The 22302-nt window shown below is 68.2% G+C and carries 20 protein-coding genes; 11 read left to right on the forward strand and 9 right to left on the reverse strand.

Features of this window, described 5'->3' with window-relative positions; translation table 11 throughout:
* Positions 1 to 18 precede the first annotated feature (18 nt).
* The 3 genes from A5688_RS07895 (at position 19) to A5688_RS07905 (ending at position 3049) form a co-directional block, all read left to right on the forward strand.
* Positions 19 to 1587 (forward strand): FAD-binding protein, encoded by a 1569-nt coding sequence (locus tag A5688_RS07895; protein WP_067914272.1) that lies wholly within the window; start codon positions 19 to 21, stop codon positions 1585 to 1587.
* A 17-nt stretch (positions 1588 to 1604) separates the two neighbouring features.
* Entirely contained in the window at positions 1605 to 2417 is an 813-nt protein-coding gene (locus A5688_RS07900; RefSeq protein ID WP_068268113.1) for a biotin--[acetyl-CoA-carboxylase] ligase, read from the forward strand.
* 113 nt (positions 2418 to 2530) lie between these two features.
* Positions 2531 to 3049: a PH domain-containing protein gene (locus A5688_RS07905; RefSeq protein WP_067914318.1), complete on the forward strand. Its 519-nt coding sequence runs from the start codon at positions 2531 to 2533 to the stop codon at positions 3047 to 3049.
* On the opposite strand, the gene A5688_RS07910 is transcribed toward A5688_RS07905, so the two are convergent.
* On the reverse strand, positions 3004 to 3663 hold the full coding sequence (locus A5688_RS07910; protein ID WP_067832556.1) for a GtrA family protein: 660 nt from the start codon (positions 3661 to 3663) through the stop codon (positions 3004 to 3006). The two genes, A5688_RS07905 and A5688_RS07910, sit on opposite strands and share 46 nt — an antisense overlap.
* A gap of 110 nt (positions 3664 to 3773) precedes the next feature.
* On the opposite strand from A5688_RS07910, the gene A5688_RS07915 reads away from it, so the two are divergent.
* From A5688_RS07915 to A5688_RS07940, 6 genes are all read left to right on the forward strand, one after another.
* Positions 3774 to 5048: a 5-(carboxyamino)imidazole ribonucleotide synthase gene (locus tag A5688_RS07915; protein WP_082955198.1), complete on the forward strand. Its 1275-nt coding sequence runs from the start codon at positions 3774 to 3776 to the stop codon at positions 5046 to 5048.
* Positions 5041 to 5556, forward strand: a complete 516-nt coding sequence (purE, locus tag A5688_RS07920) for a 5-(carboxyamino)imidazole ribonucleotide mutase (RefSeq protein ID WP_067914281.1) — start codon at positions 5041 to 5043, stop codon at positions 5554 to 5556. The genes A5688_RS07915 and purE overlap by 8 nt, the downstream gene beginning before the upstream one ends.
* A gap of 24 nt (positions 5557 to 5580) precedes the next feature.
* Positions 5581 to 6750 carry an acyl-CoA dehydrogenase gene (locus tag A5688_RS07925; protein WP_067914283.1) on the forward strand — a complete coding sequence of 390 codons (1170 nt, stop codon included), beginning with the start codon at positions 5581 to 5583 and terminating at the stop codon, positions 6748 to 6750.
* A 244-nt stretch (positions 6751 to 6994) separates the two neighbouring features.
* Positions 6995 to 8140 (forward strand): PP2C family protein-serine/threonine phosphatase, encoded by a 1146-nt coding sequence (locus A5688_RS07930; protein ID WP_242660390.1) that lies wholly within the window; start codon positions 6995 to 6997, stop codon positions 8138 to 8140.
* On the forward strand, positions 8137 to 9738 hold the full coding sequence (locus A5688_RS07935; RefSeq protein WP_067914287.1) for a sensor histidine kinase: 1602 nt from the start codon (positions 8137 to 8139) through the stop codon (positions 9736 to 9738). The genes A5688_RS07930 and A5688_RS07935 overlap by 4 nt, the downstream gene beginning before the upstream one ends.
* A complete protein-coding gene (locus A5688_RS07940) occupies positions 9735 to 10184 on the forward strand; it encodes a response regulator (RefSeq protein ID WP_067832923.1) in 450 nt (149 codons plus the stop codon). The genes A5688_RS07935 and A5688_RS07940 overlap by 4 nt, the downstream gene beginning before the upstream one ends.
* Here the strand turns inward: A5688_RS07940 and pstA are convergent.
* From pstA to A5688_RS07960, 4 genes are all read right to left on the reverse strand, one after another.
* Entirely contained in the window at positions 10181 to 11041 is an 861-nt protein-coding gene (gene pstA, locus A5688_RS07945; RefSeq protein ID WP_067914290.1) for a phosphate ABC transporter permease PstA, read from the reverse strand. The genes A5688_RS07940 and pstA overlap by 4 nt on opposite strands.
* Position 11042: 1 nt before the next feature.
* Entirely contained in the window at positions 11043 to 12071 is a 1029-nt protein-coding gene (gene pstC / locus A5688_RS07950) for a phosphate ABC transporter permease subunit PstC (protein ID WP_082955200.1), read from the reverse strand.
* 51 nt (positions 12072 to 12122) lie between these two features.
* A complete protein-coding gene (pstS, locus tag A5688_RS07955; RefSeq protein WP_120312505.1) occupies positions 12123 to 13193 on the reverse strand; it encodes a phosphate ABC transporter substrate-binding protein PstS in 1071 nt (356 codons plus the stop codon).
* Positions 13194 to 13278: 85 nt separating this feature from the next.
* Positions 13279 to 14127, reverse strand: a complete 849-nt coding sequence (locus A5688_RS07960) for an ATP-binding cassette domain-containing protein (protein ID WP_120312499.1) — start codon at positions 14125 to 14127, stop codon at positions 13279 to 13281.
* Positions 14128 to 14418: 291 nt separating this feature from the next.
* Between A5688_RS07960 and pstS (A5688_RS07965) the strand changes: the two genes are divergently transcribed.
* The gene (gene pstS, locus A5688_RS07965; RefSeq protein ID WP_431602696.1) at positions 14419 to 15459 is read left to right on the forward strand and encodes a phosphate ABC transporter substrate-binding protein PstS; all 1041 of its coding nucleotides are present in this window, start codon (positions 14419 to 14421) and stop codon (positions 15457 to 15459) included.
* Between the two features lie 21 nt (positions 15460 to 15480).
* Complete coding sequence (locus A5688_RS07970; RefSeq protein ID WP_067914299.1) at positions 15481 to 17436, forward strand: serine/threonine-protein kinase PknD; 1956 nt, start codon at positions 15481 to 15483, stop codon at positions 17434 to 17436.
* A 2-nt stretch (positions 17437 to 17438) separates the two neighbouring features.
* Here A5688_RS07970 and A5688_RS07975 read toward each other — a convergent pair whose 3' ends face one another.
* The 4 genes from A5688_RS07975 to A5688_RS07990 all read right to left on the reverse strand — a co-directional run bounded on the left by A5688_RS07975 (position 17439) and on the right by A5688_RS07990 (position 22215).
* On the reverse strand, positions 17439 to 18632 hold the full coding sequence (locus A5688_RS07975; protein WP_067914327.1) for a CoA transferase: 1194 nt from the start codon (positions 18630 to 18632) through the stop codon (positions 17439 to 17441).
* 33 nt (positions 18633 to 18665) lie between these two features.
* Positions 18666 to 19589 carry a class I SAM-dependent methyltransferase gene (locus tag A5688_RS07980; protein WP_067832931.1) on the reverse strand — a complete coding sequence of 308 codons (924 nt, stop codon included), beginning with the start codon at positions 19587 to 19589 and terminating at the stop codon, positions 18666 to 18668.
* A gap of 112 nt (positions 19590 to 19701) precedes the next feature.
* Positions 19702 to 21924, reverse strand: coding sequence for a manganese-exporting P-type ATPase CtpC (gene ctpC / locus A5688_RS07985; RefSeq protein ID WP_067914302.1), 2223 nt, complete (start codon positions 21922 to 21924; stop codon positions 19702 to 19704).
* 9 nt (positions 21925 to 21933) lie between these two features.
* The gene (locus tag A5688_RS07990; RefSeq protein ID WP_067832938.1) at positions 21934 to 22215 is read right to left on the reverse strand and encodes a DUF1490 family protein; all 282 of its coding nucleotides are present in this window, start codon (positions 22213 to 22215) and stop codon (positions 21934 to 21936) included.
* Between the last annotated feature and the right edge of the window lie 87 nt (positions 22216 to 22302).

Consider the following 22302-nt stretch of genomic DNA (forward strand, 5'->3'; position numbering starts at 1 on the left):
GCGAGGTAGTCTCCGCTGATGGACGCCCGCCCGTTGGGAACCGCGGACTGGGCGGCCGAATGCGAGGTGCTGGTCGCGGGGTCGGGCGGCGGCGGTGTGACCGGTGCGTACACCGCGGCCCGCGAAGGCCTCGACGTGGTGCTGGTCGAGGCGACGTCCAAATTCGGTGGCACCACCGCTTACTCGGGCGGGGGCGGCGTCTGGTTCCCGTGCAACCCCGTGCTGGTCCGCGCCGGCACCGACGACACCATCGAGGACGCGCTCACGTACTACCGCGCCGTGGTGGGCGATCGCACCCCCCGAGAACTGCAGGAGACCTTTGTGCGCCGCGGCGCCGGGCTGATCGAGTACCTGGAGGCCGACCCGAACCTGAAGTTCGTGCCGTTGCCCTGGCCCGACTACTACGGCACGGCGCCGAAGGCGCGCCTGGACGGTCAGCGCCACATCGCGGCCAAGCCGCTGGCGGTGGCCGCCGCCCCCGAGTTCCGCGAGGCGATCCGCGGCCCGCTGGACGCCGACCGGCTCGGCGCCGAACCCCCGTCCGACTACTACGTCGGGGGCCGCGCGCTGATCGCCCGGTTTCTCAAGGCCATCGGGCAGTACCCGACGGCGTCGCTGCGGCGCGACACCGCCCTGGTCGACCTGGTGGTCTCGGACGGCCGGGTGACGGGCGCGATCGTCGAGACCGCCGGCGAGCGCCGCGCCATCCGCGCCCGCCGGGGGGTGCTGCTGGCCGCCGGGGGTTTCGAAGCCAACGAGGAGCTGCGCCGGCGCTACGGAGTGCCGGGAACGTCGCGGGACACCATGGGCGGCCCGGGAAGTCGCGGCCTGGCGCTGCAGGCCGGCATCGCCGCGGGCGCCGACACCGACCTGCTGGACCAGGCGTGGTGGTCGCCGGGCATGACCCACCCCGACGGCCGCTCGGCGTTCGCGCTGTGGTTCACCGGCGGCATCTTCGTCAACCAGGACGGCAACCGGTTCGTCAACGAGTCCCGGGCCTACGACCGCGCCGGCCGCGAGATCATCGCGCAGCTGGCCGACGGGTCGATCACGTTGCCGTACTGGATGATCTACGACGACAAAGAGGGCGAGGTGCCGCCGGTGAAGGCGGCCAACGTCACCATCGTGGAAACCGAGAAGTACGTCGCCGCCGGCCTCTGGCACACCGCGGACACCCTCGAGGAACTCGCCGCCAAGATCGGCGTGCCGGGGCCTGCGCTGGCCGCAACGGTGGCCCGGTTCAACGAATTCGCCGCCGCCGGCGTCGATAAGGACTTCGGCCGCGGCGACGAGGCGTTCGACCGCGCGTTCTCGGGGGGCGCCTCGCCGCTGGTGCCCATCGACCGCCCGCCGTATCACGCGGCGGCTTTCGGCATCTCCGATCTGGGCACCAAGGGCGGCCTGCGCACCGACTCGGCGGCGCGGGTGCTCGACGCGTCCGGCGATCCGATCCCCGGCCTCTACGCCGCCGGCAACACCATGGCCGCGCCCAGCGGCACCGCGTATCCCGGCGGCGGCAACCCGATCGGAACCAGCATGCTGTTCAGCCATCTGGCCGTTCTGGACATGCGCGACCGTCGGCCCTGAGCTCTAGGCTGGGTGCGGTGACGGAACGAGATCAGCCCCGGGCACCGTTGGACGAGGGCGCGCTGCGCGCCGAGTTGATCGGCACCGGGCTGGGCTGGCGCAAGCTCGACGTCGTCGAGCAGACCGGCTCCACCAACGCCGACCTGCTGGCGCGCGCGGCGTCCGGCGACGACGTCGCCGGTGCGGCGCTGATCGCCGAGCACCAGACCGCGGGGCGCGGGCGGCACGGCCGTGGCTGGTCGGCCACGCCGCGGGCCCAGATCACCATGTCGGTCGGGGTCAGCGTCGTCGACGTGCCGACCACCGGATGGGGCTGGCTGCCGCTGGCCACCGGCGTGGCCGTCGTCGACACCGTGACGCCGCTGCTGGAGGGGACGGGGGCGCGGGCGGGTCTCAAGTGGCCCAACGACGTACTGGCGGGTGACCCCCCCGGCAAGCTGGCCGGAATCCTCGCCGAGGTGGCGAAGCCGGTGGTGGTGATCGGCTTGGGGCTCAACGTGTTTGAGGCTCCCGACGGCATCGAGGATGCGACCTCGCTGGTCGACCTCGGCGTGGCGACGCCGGACCGCACCCGGCTGGTGTCCGACCTGTTGCGCGAGCTGGGCCGGCGGATCGTGGCCTGGCGCGCCGCGCGCGGCGCCGACTGGGCGCTGGCCGCCGACTACCGGGCACGCAGCCTGACCATCGGCACCCGGGTGCGCGCGCACCTGCCCGGCGGCAAACAGGTCGACGGGACCGCGAGCGGCATCGACGACCAGGGCCGGCTGTGTCTGGAAAGCGGCGGGCAGAGCGTCGTCGTCGCGGCCGGCGACGTGGTGCATTTGCGCTAGTGGCGATGGCAAGCGCGGCGAAGCCGGGCGCAGCGGGTCGCCACCATTTGCGCTAGTGGCGATCGCCGCTTTTGCCCGCGGATTGTGGCGGTGCACAGCTAATGTCGGCGGGCATGGGCTACCCGGATAATGTTCTGGCCGCCGGTGAACACGTCATCGTGCACCGCCACCCGCACTGGAAGCGGCTGATCTGGCCGGTGCTGGTGCTCATTCTGGTGACCGGCCTGGCCGCGTTCGGCTCGGGATATCTCAATTCGACGCACTGGGAGCAGCTCGCCAAGAACATCATCTACGGCGTGATCTGGGGCATCTGGCTGGTGATCGTCGGCTGGCTGACGCTGTGGCCGTTCCTGCGCTGGCTGACCACCCACTTCGTGGTGACCAACCGGCGGGTGATGTTTCGGCACGGGGTGGCCACCCGCACCGGCATCGACATCCCGCTGGCCCGGATCAACAGCGTGGAATTCCGCGACCGGATCATCGAGCGCATGTTCCGCACCGGGACGCTGATCATCGAATCGGCGTCACAAGATCCGTTGGAGTTCTCCGACATTCCGCGGCTGCGCGAGGTGCACGCGCTGCTGTATCACGAAGTCTTCGACACCCTGGGTTCGGAGGAATCGCCCAGCTGACCCAGCCGGCCGGCCCGGTTGCGCCAGGCGCGCAGCAAAGTGACGTTGCCGCCCTCGATCTCGTCCTCGAAGATTTCGGCGATGCCGCCGGCGGTAAGCGCGGATTCCAGGGCCTTCTCGGGGTCCCGGGCGAACTGGTCGGGGAACACCCAGCGGCGGAACGCCCAGAACCGGAAAGCCATCTGCAGCAAGTTGCCGATGATGTAGGCCGAGATGAAGTCGGCGACGTTTTCCACCGCCAGCGACACCGTCGGCTCGCGCAGCTGCAACACATAGCTGGAGAACCACAGCGGTGCCATGGAGAGCAGCACCCCCACGCCGCTGAACGCGAAGAACAGCAGCGCCTCGTGGTGGCGCTCGCGGCCACCCCGATTACGGAAGCTCCATTCCCGGTTCAGCACGTAGGAGGCGATGACCGCCACAATGCCGGCGATCACCTTCGCGGTCACCGGTTTTGGTTCCAGAATTGTCAGCTTCAGCGTGTAGAAAATCGCCGAGTCGATGACGAATGTGGTTCCGCCGACGATGGCGAATTTGATCAGTTCGTGGTGGCGCAGCAAATAGGGCTGCATAACCCTAGGTAAACGCGCGATCGTGGCTTCGGCGAAGGACACAACACGTCAGTGTACGGACGGACACAAATTCGACGCAAAATACTACATAACAATTCGGTGTCGGCCCCGGTCAACACGCCTTTAGCGCCGCATTGTTTCGCCGTGACACCATGATGGCCGTGCCGAGTACACGCCCGCCGGGCGCCGCCCCCGTCGAGACGCCCCCCGCTGCCACCCGGGCCGTCCCCCGCGCCGTCCCCGTCGTCGCGATGGTCGGCGGCGGTCAGCTCGCCCGGATGACCCACCAGGCGGCGATCGCGCTGGGACAGACGCTGCGGGTGCTGGCCACCGCCGCCGACGAGCCGGCCGCCCTGGTCGCACCCGACGTGTTGATCGGCTCACACACCGACCTCGAGGCCCTGCGCCGGGTCGCCGCGGGCGCCGACGTGCTGACCTTCGACCACGAGCACGTGCCGAACGAACTGCTGGAGAAGCTGGTCGCCGAGGGCGTCAACGTGGCGCCGCCGCCGCAGGCCCTGGTGCACGCGCAGGACAAGCTCGTCATGCGAAGGCGGCTCGAGGCCCTCGGGGTCCCGGTGCCCCGCTACGCCGAGATCCGGAGCGTCGACGAACTCGACGCCTTCGCGCGGCGCATCGGCGGCCCCGTGGTCGTGAAGGCGGTGCGCGGTGGTTACGACGGGCGCGGGGTGCGGATGGCGCGCGACCCGTCGCACGCGAGCGAGATCGCGGCCGCGTTCCTGGCCGACGGCGTGCCGGTGATGGCCGAGGAGCAGGTGAACCTGCGCCGGGAACTGTCGGCACTGGTTGCGCGGTCACCGTTCGGACAGGGCGCGGCGTGGCCGGTCGTCGAGACGGTGCAACGCGACGGGATCTGCGTGCAGGTCATCGCGCCCGCCCCGGACCTGCCCGGCGAACGGGCCGCCGGAGCGCAGCGGCTGGCGTTGCGGTTGGCGGCCGAACTCGGCGTGGTCGGGGTGCTCGCGGTCGAGCTGTTCGAAACGGTCGACGGTGCGCTGCTGGTCAACGAGCTGGCGATGCGGCCCCACAACTCCGGGCACTGGACCATGGACGGGTCGCGCACCAGTCAGTTCGAACAGCATGTGCGTGCCGTGCTGGACTATCCGCTCGGCGATACCGACGCCCTCGCGCCACTCACCGTGATGGCGAACGTGCTGGGCGCCCCCGAAGTCCCGCGGATGAGCGTGGACGAGCGGCTGCATCATCTGTTCGCGCGGATGCCCGACGCCCGGGTCCACCTCTACGGCAAAGAAGAACGTCCCGGCCGCAAGGTCGGGCACATCAACTTCGTCGGCCCCGGGCCGGCGGATTCCGAAAACGTGACGAAGCTGCGGGAACGCGCCGAGCTGGCGGCACACTGGTTGTCACACGGGCAGTGGACGGACGGATGGGATCCGCATGGGTAGCAATCCCCGGGTTGGGGTGATCATGGGCAGCGACAGCGACTGGTCGGTGATGCAGGACGCGGCGGCGGCGCTGGCCGAGTTCGACGTGCCGACCGAGGTCCGGGTCGTCTCCGCGCACCGCACCCCGCAGGTGATGTTCGACTACGCCCGCGATGCGGCCGGGCGCGGCCTCGAGGTGATCATCGCCGGGGCCGGGGGAGCCGCGCACCTGCCCGGAATGGTCGCGTCCGCGACGCCGCTGCCGGTGATCGGAGTGCCGGTGCCGCTGGCCCGCCTCGACGGCCTGGACTCGTTGCTGTCGATCGTGCAGATGCCCGCCGGTGTCCCGGTGGCCACGGTCTCCATCGGCGGGGCCCGCAACGCCGGCCTGCTCGCCGTGCGCATCCTCGGGTCGTCGGACCCGGCGCTGCGCGCGCGACTCGTCGAGTTCCAGGAAGAGCTGGCGCGCAGCGTGCGGGCCAAGGATGAGGCGCTGCAGCAGCGTCAGGGTAAAGTTACCGGCGAGTAGCAAGACGACTAGGAGACCCTCACAATGGCTGGCTGGGCCGGAAACCCCGACTTCGATCTGTTCCAACTGCCCGCAGAGCACCAGGAGCTGCGCGCGGCGATCCGCGCGCTGGCGGAGAAGGAGATCGCTCCGCACGCCGCCGACGTGGACGAGAATTCCCGCTTCCCCGACGAGGCGCTGGAGGCGCTGAACGCCTCCGGGTTCAACGCCGTGCATGTCCCCGAGGAGTACGGCGGACAGGGTGCGGACTCGGTGGCGGCGTGCATCGTGATCGAGGAGGTCGCCCGCGTCGACACGTCGGCGTCGCTGATCCCCGCGGTCAACAAGCTGGGCACCATGGGGCTGATCCTGCGCGGCTCCGACGAGCTCAAGAAGCAGGTGCTGCCGTCGATCGCGGACGGCTCGGCGATGGCGTCCTACGCGCTGAGCGAGCGCGAGGCCGGCAGCGACGCGGCGTCGATGCGGACCCGGGCCAAGGCCGACGGGGACGACTGGATCCTCAACGGCGCCAAGTGCTGGATCACCAACGGCGGCAAGTCGAGCTGGTACACGGTGATGGCCGTGACCGATCCGGACAAGGGCGCCAACGGCATCTCGTCGTTCATGGTGCACAAGGACGACGAGGGCTTCAGCGTCGGTCCGAAGGAGAAGAAGCTCGGCATCAAAGGCTCGCCGACCACCGAGCTGTACTTCGAGAACTGCCGCATTCCGGGCGATCGGATCATCGGCGAGCCGGGCACCGGCTTCAAGACCGCGCTCGCCACGCTGGACCACACCCGGCCCACCATCGGCGCCCAGGCCGTCGGCATCGCCCAGGGCGCGTTGGACGCCGCCATCGCCTACACCAAGGACCGCAAGCAGTTCGGCCGTCCGGTCAGCGACAACCAGGGTGTGCAGTTCATGCTCGCCGACATGGCCATGAAGGTGGAGTCGGCCCGGCTGATGGTGTACCACGCGGCCGCCCGCGCCGAGCGGGGCGAATCCCACCTGGGCTTCATCTCCGCGGCATCCAAGTGCCTGGCTTCCGACGTCGCGATGGAGGTGACCACCGACGCGGTGCAGCTGTTCGGCGGCGCCGGCTACACCATCGACTTCCCGGTCGAGCGGATGATGCGCGACGCCAAGATCACTCAGATCTACGAAGGCACCAATCAGATTCAGCGCGTGGTGATGTCGCGGGCGTTGCTGCGCTGACACGCTTTCCGGCGATGCTGTTGGGAAAAGCCGAGCCGCACCGCCTAGGATCTCCACTCGGTGCGTGAAGCCCGCACTGACGGTCGGTAAACAGGCACCGACTCACGTCCGACCGCCGAGGCAAGGGTCTTATCGCGGCAAGGGGGTCTGCGGTGCAACACGTGACTGCCCCTGCCCGTCTACAGATGGCCGGGAATTGATTCCGACGCGCGCCCCGGTGACTCCGACGGCGAGTTGGCAGTCCTTGTCGTTGCTGTTGGTCGAGGACGACCGCGCCGACGCGGTGCTGGTGGAAGATCTGATCACCGATGCGGTCACCGACATCCGGGTGGTGTGGGCGCAGTCGATGGCGGATGCCGAACGCGAGCTGAAATCCGCCCGGCACGACTGCGTGCTGCTGGACCTGCACCTGCCCGACGCCAGTGGAATCGACGCGCTGAACCGCATCGCCAACGTCGACGGCACCGTCCCGATCGTGGTGCTGACCGGACTGAACGACGAGTACTTCGGTGCTTCGGCCGTCGCCGCCGGCGCCCAGGACTACTTGGTCAAGGGCCGGGTCGAGCCGGAGATGCTGCGCCGCGCGCTGCTGTACGCCATCGAGCGCAAGCGCGCCGAACTCATCGCCGCCGATCTGCACGCGACGCAGCTGCGCGCCCGGGAGAACGCACTGCTGGAACGCGGCCTGCTGCCCTCGCCGCTGCTGTTGGACAACCCGGGCGTCGACATCGTCGCCCGGTACCGGCCGAGCCGCGAAGACGCGTTGCTGTGCGGCGACTTCTATGACGTCGTCCAGACGCCCGACCGGATCGTGCACGTGCTGATCGGTGACGTTGCCGGACACGGTCCGCACGAGGCGGCGCTGGGCGCGGCATTGAGGATCGCGTTTCGTGCGCTCACCTTCGCCGGTGTGCACGGCGTCGAACTGATGCGCCAACTCGAGCGGGTCCTGTATTCGGAACGAACCGACACCGGGGTCTTCGCGACCGTGCTCAGCCTCGAGATCGTGCCCGACAGCCCGCGGGTCAACGTCATCCGCGCCGGCCATCCTCCGATGTTGCTGCAGGCCGGGGGAACCGTGGAGTGGATCGAACCGTCGGGCGGCCCGGCGCTGGGCCTGCGCGCCGGCGACTGGCCGCGCGAAGAGCTGGAGCTGCCCGCGGGGCACGGCCTGCTCTTGCTGACCGACGGGCTCTTCGAGGGATATTCGGGGCAGGGCGCGCAGCGCCTCGGCGAGGACGGCCTGCTTGCCCTGGCCCGCGCGCACGCGGATCGGCCCGGCCACGCGTTCGTCGACGCGCTGATCAACGGCGCCCAGGAACTCGCCCAGCCCCGCGGCGGTCTGACCGATGACATCGCCGTCCTGCGCGTCGAGAGGACCACCACGTGAACCCGTCGCGCCCGCTTCGGCTCACCGAGCTCACCGTGCGGGGATGGCTGGCGTTGGTGCTGTGGGTCATGGGGGCGACGGTGCTCGTCGGGGCGATCGTCGGTGCGGTGTTGCTGCATCGCACCGACGAGGTGTCGCGCCAGATGGCCTACAACATCCAACCGGCGCGCGTCGCCGCTGCGCACTTGCAGGCGGCGCTGCGCGACCAGGAGACGGGCATGCGCGGCTACCTGATCGCCGCCGACCGGCAGTTCCTCGCGCCCTATTACGACGGGCAGCGCGCCGAACAGGCTGCGGCCGAGGAGACTCGGCGTCTGGTCGGCGGGCGCGCGGAGCTGATGGCCGATTTGGACGCGGTGGAAGCCGCCGCCGCCGACTGGCGGACAACCTATGCCGAGCCACTGATCGCCAATGTCGCCCCCAAGACGCCGGCCTACGTCAGCCCCCGCACGGCCGACATCGGCAAGATCAAATTCGACCATCTCCGTGAGCTTTTCGACACGCAGAACACGCACCTGTCGGCGGCCAGGACGGCTGCCATCGACGAGCTCAACGAAATCAACGGCTGGCGCGATTGGGTGTTGGGTACCACGGTGCTGATCGTGATCGGGGCGGCAGTGCTGTTGGGGCTGCTCAGTCGCGCGGCGATCACCCGGCCGATCGCGGCGCTGGCCGCGGCCTGCCGGAGCATCACCCAGGGCAACTTCGAGGAGACGATCTCACCTCCCCGGCGGCCCAAGGACATTCGGAACATGGCCATCGACGTGGAGAACATGCGCAAGCGCATCGTCGACGAGCTCGCGGTGTCGCAGTCGGCGCAGGCGCAACTGGACGAACAGGCCGCCGAATTGCGGCGATCCAATGCCGAACTCGAGCAGTTCGCCTACGTCGCATCGCACGATCTGCAGGAGCCGCTGCGCAAGGTCGCGTCCTTCTGTCAGCTGCTGGAAAAACGCTACGGCGACAAGCTTGACGAGCGCGGCATCGAGTACATCGGATTCGCGGTCGACGGCGCCAAGCGCATGCAGGCGCTGATCAACGACTTGCTCACCTTCTCGCGGGTCGGCCGGCTGGGCACCACCGAAACCGAGGTGCAGCTCGACGCGACGCTCGATGCCGGCCTGTCGAACCTGGCCGCCGCGATCGAGGAAGCCGACGCCGAGATCGTGCGCCCGGCGCAGCCGCTCCCGCAGATCGTCGGGGATCCGACGCTGCTGACGATGCTGTGGCAGAACCTGATCGGCAACGCGATCAAGTTCCGGCACAAGGATCGTCGGCCCCGCATCGTCGTCGAATGCGCGCCGGGCACCGGCACGCATGACGGCGAATGGATGCTGAGCGTCGCGGACAACGGCATCGGCATCCCGGAGGAATTCTCCGACAAGGTCTTCGTCATCTTCCAGCGACTGCACGGCCGGGACGTGTACGCCGGAACCGGAGTCGGCCTGGCACTGGTCAAGAAGATCATCGAACACCACGGCGGCACCGTCCGGATCGACACGTCCTACACCGATGGGACCCGATTCGAATTCACTTTGCCCATTTCCGGACCCGTCGACGAAGAAGACTCGGTCGCTTTGGAAGGAGCGCATCAATGACGACACCCGAAAGCAGAGCAATCGACATCCTCCTCGTCGAGGACGACCCGGGCGACGAGCTCATCACGCGAGAAGCGTTCGAGCACAACAAGCTCAAGAACCGGCTCCACGTCGCACACGACGGCGAGGAAGGCCTCGACTACCTCTACCGGCGGGGGAAGTTCGCCGACGCGCCGCGGCCCGACCTGATCCTGCTCGACCTGAACCTGCCCAAATACGACGGCCGCCAGCTGCTGGAGAAGGTCAAGTCCGACCCCGACCTGGCCCGCATCCCGGTCGTGGTGCTCACCACCTCCTCGGCGGAGGAAGACATCCTGAGAAGCTACAACCTGCACGCGAATGCCTACGTCACCAAACCCGTTGACCTGGACCAATTCATGAAGGCGGTCCGCCAGATCGACGAGTTCTTCGTTCAGGTGGTGCGGCTGCCGGGCGCCGGGGGCTAGCCGCGCGACTTGCGTCCCGATAGCCAGGTGACCAACCGCCCGAGCATGATCAGCAGCAGCAGGAACACGATCAGCAAGAAGGCCGCGTCATACGACAGGTCCTGCGCCGACTTCGACGGCAGGTTGTAGAACGTCCAAATCGGATAGGTCAGGTAACCGACCTGCGAGTGGGTGATCTGGCCCGTCGGAAGGGAATTCGACCATCCCGCGGTGTACAGCATCGGCGCCGTCTCACCGACCACCAGCGCGATCGCCAGCAGCAAGCCGGTGACGATCCCAGGCAGCGCCGACTTCAGCACGATCTTGCGCAGGGTCCAGCTGACCGGCAGCCCGAGTGCCTCCGCGGCTTCCCGGTACGCCGTCGGCACCTGACCGAGCGCGGACTCCGTGGCCTTGGCGATGTACGGGATGCTCAGGACCGACAGCGTCAACACCCCGGCCGCCAAGGAAAACCCCCAGTCGAAGCTCACCACCAGCGCCAGATAGCCGACGTAACCGAGCACGATCGACGGGATGCCGGATAGCACCTCGTAGGCGCCGCGCAGGATCGACCGCCTTCTGCCAGTTGCAAATTCGGATAGATAGATCCCGGTCAACACGCTCACGGTCCCGCCCACCAACGTGACCCCGAGGCAAAGGACGACCGTCCCGACGATCGCGTTGCGCAGCCCGCCGCCGCTGCCTTGCGTATCGTGCACCAGCACGCTGAAGTGGAACACCGGCAACGCGCGGGCGACGACTCCGATCAGCATCCACAACGTCGGGGCGATCACCACCGCCAGACAACAGAAGCAGGCCGCCCAGAACAGCGCGTTGGTGGTTTTGCGCCGAACGCGCACCGACCGCAGTGGGGTCATGTCAGACCCCCCGCCCCACCGGCAGCGCTCTACCGGATGCCCGGCGCACCAGCGCGCGGGCGGCCACGTTGGTCAGCAACGTGATCACCAGGAGCACCAGGGAAACCTCGGCAAGCGTCTTCACCGCGAAGTTGGTGGAGTCGGTCATCGCCGAATCTAGTTGGGAGACAACGGTAGCAGCGATGGTGGTCATGGTCGAATAGATATTCCGCGGCATTGCACCCAGCTCCGCGCCGGACACCATGGCGACGGCCATCGTCTCCCCGAGCGCGCGCCCGAGTCCCAGCACCACGGAGCCGATGATGCCGCTGGACACCCACGGCAGGGTGACCCGGCGCGCACACTCCCAGTCGGACATCCCCAGCGCGACGGCGCCCTCGCGGGGCAGCAGCGGAACTCCCCGGAACAGGTCGCGACAGGTGCTGGCGATGATGGGGATGATCATCACCGCCAACACCAGACCGGATACCAGCATGCCCTCGCCGTTGCCGGTGTTGCCGCGAAAGTAGTTCAGCACCGGCACATCTGGAGCGTTGCGGGCGATCACCGGGGCGACGTGGTGGGCGATGAAAGGCCCGAACGTCATTGCGCCCCAAAGGCCGACGACGACGCTGGGAATGCCTGCCAGCAATTCGAGCACCATACCGACGGTAGCGGCGAGACGTTTCGGGAGCCTTTCCACGATCGCAAACGCCGCGCCGATGGACACCGGCACCGCGATGATCAACGCGATCGCGGAGCTCGCCAGGGTGCCGACGATGAGCGGCAAAGCGCCGTATTCGGCGCCGAGTGGATGCGAGACACCGTGGGTCACAGCATTCGTGCCGTAGAGATTGCCCGGGTTCCATTCCGTGCCGGTCAAGAAGTGCAGCCCGTTGACCCTGATCGCACCCGCCGCCTCGACGACGAGCGTGGCCAACACGGCCACCAGGGCGAGCAGCGGGAGCACCGCACTTATCCCACCGGCCCACCGCACGGCAAGGCCCCCGCGGGTGACGCTACGGACCCGGCTCCGGGTGCGCGCGAAAATGGCCGGGCGCCCGGGCGCCCGCCGGTGCACGGACGTCGTCACCGCGTCGACTCAGCTGCTGATCTGGGCGATCTGGGCGTCGGACGACTTGACCAGCGAAGCCGGCAGCGGCTGGAAGTGGACCGGATTCAGGAACGAGGCATTGCTCCCGTCGGTGACCGCCCAGTGCAGGAACGCCTGCAGCGTCTGCGCGGTGGCGGCGTCCTTCTGGTTGTTGTAGACGACGGCGTACTCGTAGTAGACGATCGGGTAGCCGTCCGCGGCCGGGCCGTTGATCAGCGAGATCGCCTGGTTCGCCGGGGTCTGCGCGGCGAAGCCGGTGGCTTCGGCCTGAACGCCGTGGGCGTCGGGCAGCAGGTAGTTCCCGGAGGCATTGCCCAACTGGGCTTCGCCCAGCCCCTTCTGGGTGGCCTGGTCGAGGTAGCTGCTGCCGATGTAGGCGACGCAGCCGGGGGTGTCGGCGCAGCCGGTCACCATCCCGCCGGCGCCGTTCTCGCCCAGGGCGCCCGGCACCGCGGGGAAGTCGACGGTGGTGCCGAAGCCAGGCGATTTACCCCAGCCGTCGGGGTCCTGCTTCGACAGGTACTGGGTGAACACGAAGGTGTCGCCGGCTCCGTCGGAACGGTGCAGCGGAACCACCGGGGTAGCCGGCAGGTTCACCCCCGGGTTCAGCGCGGCGATCTGCGGGTCGTTCCACGTTTTGATCTTGCCCTGGTACATGGCCCCCAGAATTTTGCCGTTCAGTTTGAGGTGCTCGTTAAGACCCGGCAGGTTGTAGTTGACCTGCTCGGCCGAAATGGCCAACGCGATGTTCATCAGCCCCTTGTGTGCCTTCATGTCGCCCTCGGACAGGTAAGCGCCCGAGGCGCCAATGTCGACGGCGCGGGCCGCGGCCTGCGAGATGCCGGCGCCCGAGCCGGTGGCACCGGTCGTGATCGTGATGTTGGGGTATTTCGAGTGGTAGGCCGAAACCCATTGATTCATAAGCGGATACAGCTCGGTGGCACCGGTCTCCGTCAACGTCAAGTTGTTGGTAGCGGGCGCGGTCGCGGGGTTGCCGTTGTTGGCGCCGGGGCTCGACTGACCGCCCGGTTTGTTCGAAGCGCAGGCGGCCGCCAACATGACGAGCGGCACGGTGGCGGATAGAGCCAACAATATTCGCAAACGATTTCTCACGGTCCTTGCCCTTCTCTTCTTTTTGGCTCCCTCAGGTGGTGCTGTCGGCCCCGACCACGACACCGAGGAGCCTGCGGTCGCCGAAAAGTCCGGACACGTAGCGGACGGTCTCCGCGTGCTTCGGTGACAGGAACAGCTGTTCGGTGGGCCCCTCCTCGATCAGCCTGCCGTCGAAAAACAAGGCCGTCCGGTCGCCGATCCGGGCGGCCTGAGCGAGATCATGGGTCACCATGACCACGGTCAGGCGGCTGGCGAGCGATCGAATGAGCCCTTCGATGTTCTCAGTCGTGGACGGGTCCAGCGAGGAGGTGGGCTCGTCGAGCAGCAGCACCTCCGGGTTGACCGCGAGGGTGCGGGCCAGGCACAACAACTGCTGCTGACCGCCGGAGAGCCGGAACGGAGAATCGCCGAGCCGGTCTTTGACCGCACCCCAGAGGCCGACCTCGGTGAGCCGGGCCTCGGCGACCGTCCGGAATTCCTTGCGCGGCACCAATTTGTGGGCACGCACGCCGGCAAGCACGTTGTCGATGATCGACATCGGAAACGGATTGGGACGCTGGAACAGCATGCCGACCCTGCGGCGGAATTCCATCAGATCGCGGTCTTTGAAGATGCTGCGCCCGCCCAACCGGACATCGCCGGTATGGCGGTAACCCGAGACCTTGTCGTTCATCCGGTTCAGGGTGCGTAGGAAGGTCGTCTTGCCCGAACCCGTCGGGCCAAGCAGGGACGTCACCGCGCGCGCCGGAAATTTCAGGCTCACGTTCTCGAGCACGGTTTTGGTGCCGAAGCCCAGGGTCAGATTCGCCGCCTCGATCACCGGAGCGGCCACATCGGCATCCACGGCACCGGGTTCGGCTTTGAGCTGTAAACGGTCCATCTAGAGCCGATGCTACTGATGTCTGGGCTTACGAGGCCGGGCGCAATTCAGACTCTGTCAATCTTCCAAGGCGCCACTCAACGAGCTCTCAGCTCTAAGAATTTTGTACAGCTATGTTTGTACATTCACATTCTGTTCACTCTTTCACTGACCGCTACGCATCGGGTGGCGGAACGCGCCTCGATGGTCGCTTCGGTGGCAGAGTGAATATTGGGTCCGGAGAATCTTCAGAGGAGTTCCGTGAGATTCGACCGATGTGTGAGCCTGCTGGGCCTGCTGACCGTGGGCGCAATGGCGCTATCGGGGTGCGGTGGCGATTCCGACACCTCGGCCTCGGCGGTGCAGTGCGGCGGCAAGAAGTTGTTGCACGCCAGTGGAGCGACCGCGCAGGAGAACGCGGTATCGCAATTCGTCTACGCCTACGTCCGCGCCTGCCCGGGTTACACGCTGGACTACAACGCAAACGGCTCCGGCAAGGGCGTTGAGGATTTCGTCAGCAACGTGACGGATCTCGCGGGATCCGGCGTCGCGCTGGACCCATCGAAGGGTGAGCCCGAACGGGCTACGGCGCGCTGCGGCTCGCCGGCGTGGGACCTACCGGCGGTGTTCGAACCGATCGCGGTCACCTACAACCTCAATGGCGTCAATCCGCTGAAGCTCGATGCGCAGACACTGGCAAAGATTTTCAACGGCGGCATCACCAAATGGGATGACCCGGCGATCAAGGCGCTCAATGGGAACGTCAACCTGCCGTCAGTACCCATTCACGTCATCTACCGCAGCGACAAGTCCGCGAACTCGGCCAACTTCCAGCAATATCTTGACGCGGCTTCCAACGGCGCCTGGGGCAAAGGCGACGGCGAGAAGTTCAACGGCGGTGTCGGTGACGGGGCCGTCGGGGACGAGGGCTCGTCGGGGGCGGTGCAGAGTACCGACGGGTCGATCACCTACAACGAGTGGTCGTTCGCAGTGGGCAAACAGTTGAGCATGGCCCAGATCATCACGTCAGCGGGTCCGGATCCGGTGTCGATCACCACTGACTCGGTCGGCAAGACGATCGCCGGGGCCCGGTTCAAGGGCCAGGGCAACGACTTGGTGCTGGACACTTCGTCGTTCTACAAGCCGACGCAGTCGGGCGCGTACCCGATCGTGGAGCCCACGTACGAGATCGTCTGCTCGAAGTACCCGGATTCTGCGACCGGCGCGGCGGTGAAGGCTTTCATGCAGGCCGCGGTCGGCCCGGGCCAGGACGGGTTGGACCAGTACGGATCCATTCCGCTGCCGAGCTCGTTCCAATCGAAGCTGTCGACAGCGGTGAACGCGATTGCTTGATCAGGGGAAGGGGGCTCGACCGTGAGGCAAAGCGAGTCGGATACGCGGGTGGGGTCGCAGTTCGGGCCCTATCGGCTGCTGCGGCTGCTGGGCCGCGGTGGCATGGGCGAGGTCTACGAGGCGGAGGACACCCGAAAACACAGGGTGGTGGCGTTGAAGCTCATCTCGGCGCAATTCTCCGGCGACCCGGTATTTCGAGCGAGGATGCAGCGCGAGGCAGACGCGGCGGGGCGGCTGACCGAGCCCCATGTGGTGCCCATCCACGACTACGGCGAGATCGACGGCCTGCTGTATCTGGACATGCGTCTGATCGACGGAACCGACCTGTCGACGCTGCTGAAACGCTTCGGCGCGTTGAGCCCGCCGCGCGCGGTGGCCATCGTGCGCCAGGTCGCCGCCGCGCTGGACGCTGCCCACTCCAGCGGGGTGACCCACCGGGACGTCAAGCCGGAAAACATTCTCATCACGCGCGATGATTTCGCCTATCTGCTGGATTTCGGTATCGCCCGCGCCGCCGCCGACCCCCAGCTGACCCAGACCGGCGTCGCAATGGGCAGTTACCACTACATGGCCCCGGAGCGGTTCACCGACCACGACGTCACCTATCGCGCTGACATCTATTCGCTGACATGCGTGTTGCTCGAGTGTTTGACCGGGTCGCCGCCGTATCGGACCACCAGCATCGAACGGGCGGTTGCCGCGCATCTGACGGAACCCGTCCCGCGGCCCAGTCAGCTGCGGCCGGGAAGCATTCCGGCGGCGCTGGATGAGGTGATAGCCCGGGGCATGGCCAAAAACCCCGAGGCCCGCTATCGCAGCGCTGGCGAGCTTGCCGCAGCCGCCAACGACGCACTGACCGGCTCTCAGCAGTTGCAGGCCAACACGATTCTGCGCGACGGGGAAAGCGCGACTATGCATCCGAACGCAACTCCGGCCCCGTCGCCGGCTGCCGACACCCTGGCGGGTCCGGTGCCCGCGGGTGGGGGCGGTGCAAGCAGGAGCGACCGATCGGGCCCGGGACCTTCGATGATTCGCGCGGCCCCGACGACGTCCGGCCAGGCCTATAGACCCGGGCCGGATTTCGGGCGCCCCGTTGTGCCGGACGACGGCAAACGAAGACAGTGGATCATCGTCAGCGCCATCGCTCTCGTCGCTCTCGTCGCCTTCGTCGTGGCGGTCATCGGTTACCTGTCCGCGCAGCCCTCGACGCCCGCGTCAGGCCAATCGGTGCTGCCGTTCAACGGAATCGACTTCCGCCTGTCGCCGGGCGGGGTAGCGCTGAACAAGGCCGGCGACGTGTTCGTCACCAACCAGGGCATGTACGGGCGGGTGGTGGAGTTGGCGTCCGGGTCGAGCACTGCGACGGTGCTGCCGTTCACCGGCCTCTATCAACCCCAGGGCCTGGCGGTGGACAGCGCCGGCGCCGTGTACGTCGCCGATTTCAACAACCGGGTGGTGAAGTTGGCGGCGGGGTCGAACAGTCAGGTCGTGCTGCCGTTTTCCGGCCTCAACTACCCCGAGGGCGTGGCGGTGGACGGCGCCGGCGCGGTGTACGTCGCCGACCGGGGCAACAGCCGGGTGGTGAAGTTGGCGGCGGGGTCGAGCGCCCAGGACGTGCTCCCGTTCACCGGTCTCAAGAACCCCGATGGGGTGGCCGTGGACACCGCCGGCAACGTTTTCGTCACCGACACCGACAACAACCGGGTGCTGGAGCTGGCGGCCGGGGCGAGCGCCCAGACCGTGCTGCCGTTCACCGGTGTCTCCGTTCCATGGGGTATCGCGGTAGACGGCGCGGGCAACGTCTACGTCACCGAACACGACAGCAACAAAGTGATGAAGTTGGCCGCAGGGTCGAACACCCCGATGGAGCTGAAGTTCACCGGCCTCAACACTCCACTGGACGTAACAGTCGACAACGCGGGGAACGTCTACGTCGCCGACCGCGGCAACGACCGGGTGGTCAAGCTGACGCCGTGAGGCTACGGCGCCGGCTGCGGTGCGCCCAGGTACTCCTCGGTGTGCTGGCCCAGCGCCGGTGGGGGTTCGGCGGACGCGGCGTCGAAGCTGGAATAGCGTGCCGGAGTGCGGATTACGGTGACCTCGTCCGCGCCCTCGCCGACCGCCAGGGCGAGCTCGTTCTCGGCGAACAGCGCGGTGCCGACCACCTGCTTCCAGGTGTAGGCGTGGCAGGCCATCAGGCCGCCCTCCTGCAGCAGCCGGACCCATTCGTCCGCGGTCTTGGCGGCCAGGGCCTTCTCGAGTTCCTCGGTCAGCTCGGGATAGTTGAGCGCCCGCGCGCGCTGGTCGGCGAACCGCTCGTCGTCGCGCATGTCGGGCCGGCCGATGATCTCGCACAGCTTGTCCCAGTGCTTGGGCACGTAGGCGCTGATCACCAGGTAGCCGTCGGCGGCCTTGAAGGCGTCCGACGGTTGGGTGGCGAACCCAACTCCCTTGCGCCGCTTGGGCTTTGGTGCCGAGTCCGGCTTGGGGGCGTCGCTCGGCTTGTTCAGGTGGATGGTCAGCTGACTGGCCTGCAGGCTGACCGCGACGTCATACATGGCGACCCGCACCACGTCGGCGATCCCGTGGCGTTCACGGTTGAGCAGTGCGGCCAGCACCGCCTGCGCCAGCACGTGACCGCTGGCGGCATCGACGAGTTGGAACGGGATGATCTGGGGTTTGCCGGTGGGCGTGGGCATCCCGGTGGTCATGCCCGACTCGGCGGCGACCATCAGGTCCACGCCCGGCCGGCTGCCCTCCGGGCCGTTGCCGCCGTAGGCGGAAAGGCGCGCGTAGATGAGCTTGGGATTGCGGGACTGCAGCTCCTGCGGTCCCAGGCCCATGCGTTCCATCACGCCGGGCCGAAACCCTTCCAGCACAACGTCTGCCGTATCGACCAGCCGCAGGATCTGCTGCTTGGCCTCGTCGCTGCGCAGGTCCGCCATCACCGACTTCTTGCCCCGGTTGTGGGGGAGGAACAAGGTGGCCAGCGGCGGCCGCCCGGGCAGGACCGCGGTGATGTGCCGGGCCGCCTCACCGACGGGCGCCTCGATCTTGATGACCTCGGCACCCAGGTCGGCCAATACCTGTCCGGCCATCGGCCCGGCGATGTTCTGGGTGAAGTCGAGCACCCGGAAACCGTCAAGTGGCTTGGCGGGCTTGCTGTTTGGCATCGTCATTGCCTTCCTGAGTACCGGGGGCGTCCGCTAATTCGCCCGGTGCAACACCGCTGTGCAGTAGTAATTCTGCGCGAAGGGTGCATCCGGGTCGGTCGACTGCAGCGGCAGCCCGTTGTTGGCCAGCATCTGATTCAGCGGGGTGCGAACCGGCTGCCAGCCCCGGTGCTGCAGATAGGTCGCCACGTCGTTGCGCTCGCCGGGGAAGCCCAGTTCGCCCAGCGCGATGTCGAGGCCGTTGCGTCGCCACTTCTCGCTCGCGGCATTCAGCGCGTCGCCGCTGACCCCGGTGTTCGCGAAGACCTCGGCCACCAGCTGGCTGCCGTCGGCGGACAGGGCGGTGATGTTGTCCAGCAACCGATCCTGAGCCTCGGGCGGCAGGAAGCCGATCAGGCCCTCGGCCGCCCAGGCGGCGGGCCGCCCGGTGTCGAAGCCGGCCTGCCGCAGCGCCGACGGCCAGTCGTGGCGCAGGTCGATCGGAACGGCGCACACTTCGGCGGTGGGCTCGGCGCCGAGTTCGGCGATGGTGGCGGCCTTGAACTCCAGGACTTGGGGCTGGTCGATCTCGAACACCCGGGTGCCCGGCGCCCACGGCAGCCGGTAGGCGCGCGCATCCAGGCCGGAGGCCAGGATGACCACCTGCTGGATGGCTGGATCTTTCTGGGCCCCCGCCTCGGCGAAGAACGCGTCGATGTACCGGGTGCGGGCGGCCAGCATGTCGGTCATGCGTTGCATGCCCCAGGGGGCGTCGGGCTCGTCGACGTCGGCGGAGGCGAGTTCACCGGCGGCCCACCGGGTCATGAAGTCGACGCCGACCGCGCGCACCAGCGGCTCGGCGAACCGATCGTCGATCAGCCCGTCCAGGGTGGCCCGGGCCCGCCCGGCGGCCACCATGGTGGCGGTCGCTCCCACGCTGGTCGCCAGGTCCCAGGTGTCGTCGTCGGTGCGCGCCATCAGGACATCCCTTCCGATCTACTGGTTAGCCACAATAACTACCAGCGCCGGGGCGGGACTCGCGGCCCGGGGCGGCGCAGCGCCGCGGGGCCTCGCCGGGGCGTTGGATCTTTCAGCCCGCGCGGTCGCCGTTGAGCGAGCCGCCCGGTGCGTCCAGTCGGTACCGAATCAGCCGGGAGCTGTTGGCCACCACCGCCACCGACGACGCGTTGTGCAGGATCGCGGCCAGCACGGGGGACAGCGCACCGCCCGCGCCGATGATCAGCCCGGCGGCGTTGACCGCGATGGACATGCCGTAGTTCTCCCGGATGACGTCGACGGCGCGGGCGCCCAGGTCGCGCACGTCGAGCAGGCGGTGCAGGTCGTCGTTGGCCAGCGCCACGTCGGCGGTCTCGACCGCGACGTCCGTGCCGGCCAGGCCCATGGCGATGCCGATGTCGGCGGCGGCCAGCGCCGGAGCGTCGTTGATGCCGTCGCCCACCATGCCGACCACGTAGCCGTCGTCCTGCAGGCCGCGCACCACCTCCAGCTTGTCCTCCGGCATGACCTCGGCGCGCCACTCGTCGATGCCCAGCTCTTCGGCGACCACCTGCGCGATGTCGGGGTGATCGCCGGTGAGCATGACGATCCGGCGGATCCCGTTGTCCCGCAACTCCTTCAGCACCTCGACCGCCTCGGGGCGTACCTCGTCGCGCAGGCTGATCAACCCCACCAGCTTGCCGTCGACCGCGAGCAGCAGCGGGGTCTCGGCCTGGTGCCGCAGCCTGTCCACCCACTCCGAGGCCTTCTTGGACACCCGCACCTTTTCGGCGCGCAGCAGCCCGGGGCTGCCGAGCAGCAGCGTGCGGCCGTCGGCCCAGGTGCGCATGCCCAGGCCCACCAACACCTCGCACTCCTCGTGTGGCGGGATGGTGATGTGGCGCTCCTCGGTCGAGCGGATCACCGCCTCGGCCAGCGGGTGGCGGGAGTGGATCTCCGAGCTGGCCGCGTACGCCAGCACCTGCTCGGGCTCCCAATCCTTGTGCAGGGCAATGATATTGGTGACCACCGGGCGTCCGACGGTCAGCGTACCGGTCTTGTCGAACACGATCGCGTCGACCCGGCCGGCCTGCTCGAGGTGCGAGCCGCCCTTGATCAGGATGCCGCGCCGCGCGCCGTTGCCGATCGCCGCGCTGATCGCGGTCGGGGTGGCCAGGCCCACCGCGCAGGGGCAGGCGATCAGCAGCATGGTCATCGCCCGGCGGACATCACCGGTGACCGCCAGCGTCAGGGCCGAGACGATGAACGAGGTGGGAACGAAACGGCGCGAGAAGTTTTCGCCGACGGTCTGGATGGGCGCGCGGTCGTGCTGGGCCTCTTCGACCCGGGTGATGATTCGGCCGATGGTGGTCTGGTTGCCGACCGCGCGGGCGCGCACCACCAGGCGTCCGCGCACCACCACCGACCCGGCGTGCACGTTCGCGCCGACCATGACGGACACGGGCAGATTCTCGCCGGTGATCGCGGACTGGTTGACGATCGCCTCGCCGTCGACCACCTCGCCGTCGACCGGTATGGCGACGTGGTCGTGAATGACCACCTCGTCGCCGATCTGCACGGTGTCGATGGGTACCTGCACCTCGGTGCTAGCGCCGGGTCCGTCGGTCAGCCGGATCCAGGCCGTGTCCTGGCTGCCGCGCAGCAGTTCGGAGATGGCGCGGCGGGTCCGGCGCAGGGTGAGGTCTTGGAGGTACTCGCCGATGTTGAGCAGCCACAGCACGGTGAGCGCGACGACGTTCTCGCGCAGCACCAGGCTCGCCACGGTCGCGGCCGAGACCAGCGCGTCGGTCCCGGCCCGGCCGGAGCGCAACGAGCGCAGCGCGCCGCGCAGGAAGGGATAGCCGGTGAAGACGGTGACACCGGTGGCGAACAGCCGGCCGCTGGGGCCCAGCAGCGGCGGCCGGGCGAAGACGTAGCGGCGCACCCCGAGCAGGGCCAGCGCGGCACCCCCGATGACCATCCTCAGCACGTCGGCGTTGCGGATCTCCTCCGAATGCGGCGCGCGGGCCGGGATCAGCTCGGCGGCGACGTGCGCCGCCTCGTCGATGGCGGCCAGCACCGAGGAGCGGTCGCAGCGCCGGGGCGAATACCAGACGACGACCGACCCGGTGCGCGGGTAGGCATGTACCACGCGCACGCCAGCGCATTTGGCGACGGCCTCTTCGACCGCGACGGCGCGCCGGGCGTTGGCGCGCATCCACCCGACCGCGACCCGCATGCGCCCGGCCGCATCCGAAATGACTTGCAGCGCAGCGACTTCGGTGGGTACTGGTTCTCGAGTGAGGGCGAGGGTCATGACGACCGGTTAGTGGTCGTGGTCGTGGCCATTACCGACGGCGGGCGTGGGCGCCTCCTCGCCGATGCGCTCGCGGGCCTCGGCCATGACGTCGGCGAGCTTGAGACGGGCGGACTCGGCGGCTTCCTCGGCCTTGCGGGTGCCGCGCAGTCCGAGCTCGGCCCCCTTGACCGCGGTCTCGTGCAACGGCGCCTTGGCCACGGCTTTGCGCACCGCCTCGTAGGCCGTCACGCCGACCAGCCCGGTGACCACCGTGCCCGCCGCCTTCGCCAGGAGCCCATACACCGCCATTGCCGCAACCTTCCCGTCGTCTGAAGCGTTTAGCCCATGCTTGCACGACGTTAACATCGAAATATAGCGATATCAATATGTATTGGC

Source organism: Mycobacterium mantenii (assembly GCF_001667865.1).
GTDB classification, from domain to species: domain Bacteria; phylum Actinomycetota; class Actinomycetes; order Mycobacteriales; family Mycobacteriaceae; genus Mycobacterium; species Mycobacterium mantenii_A.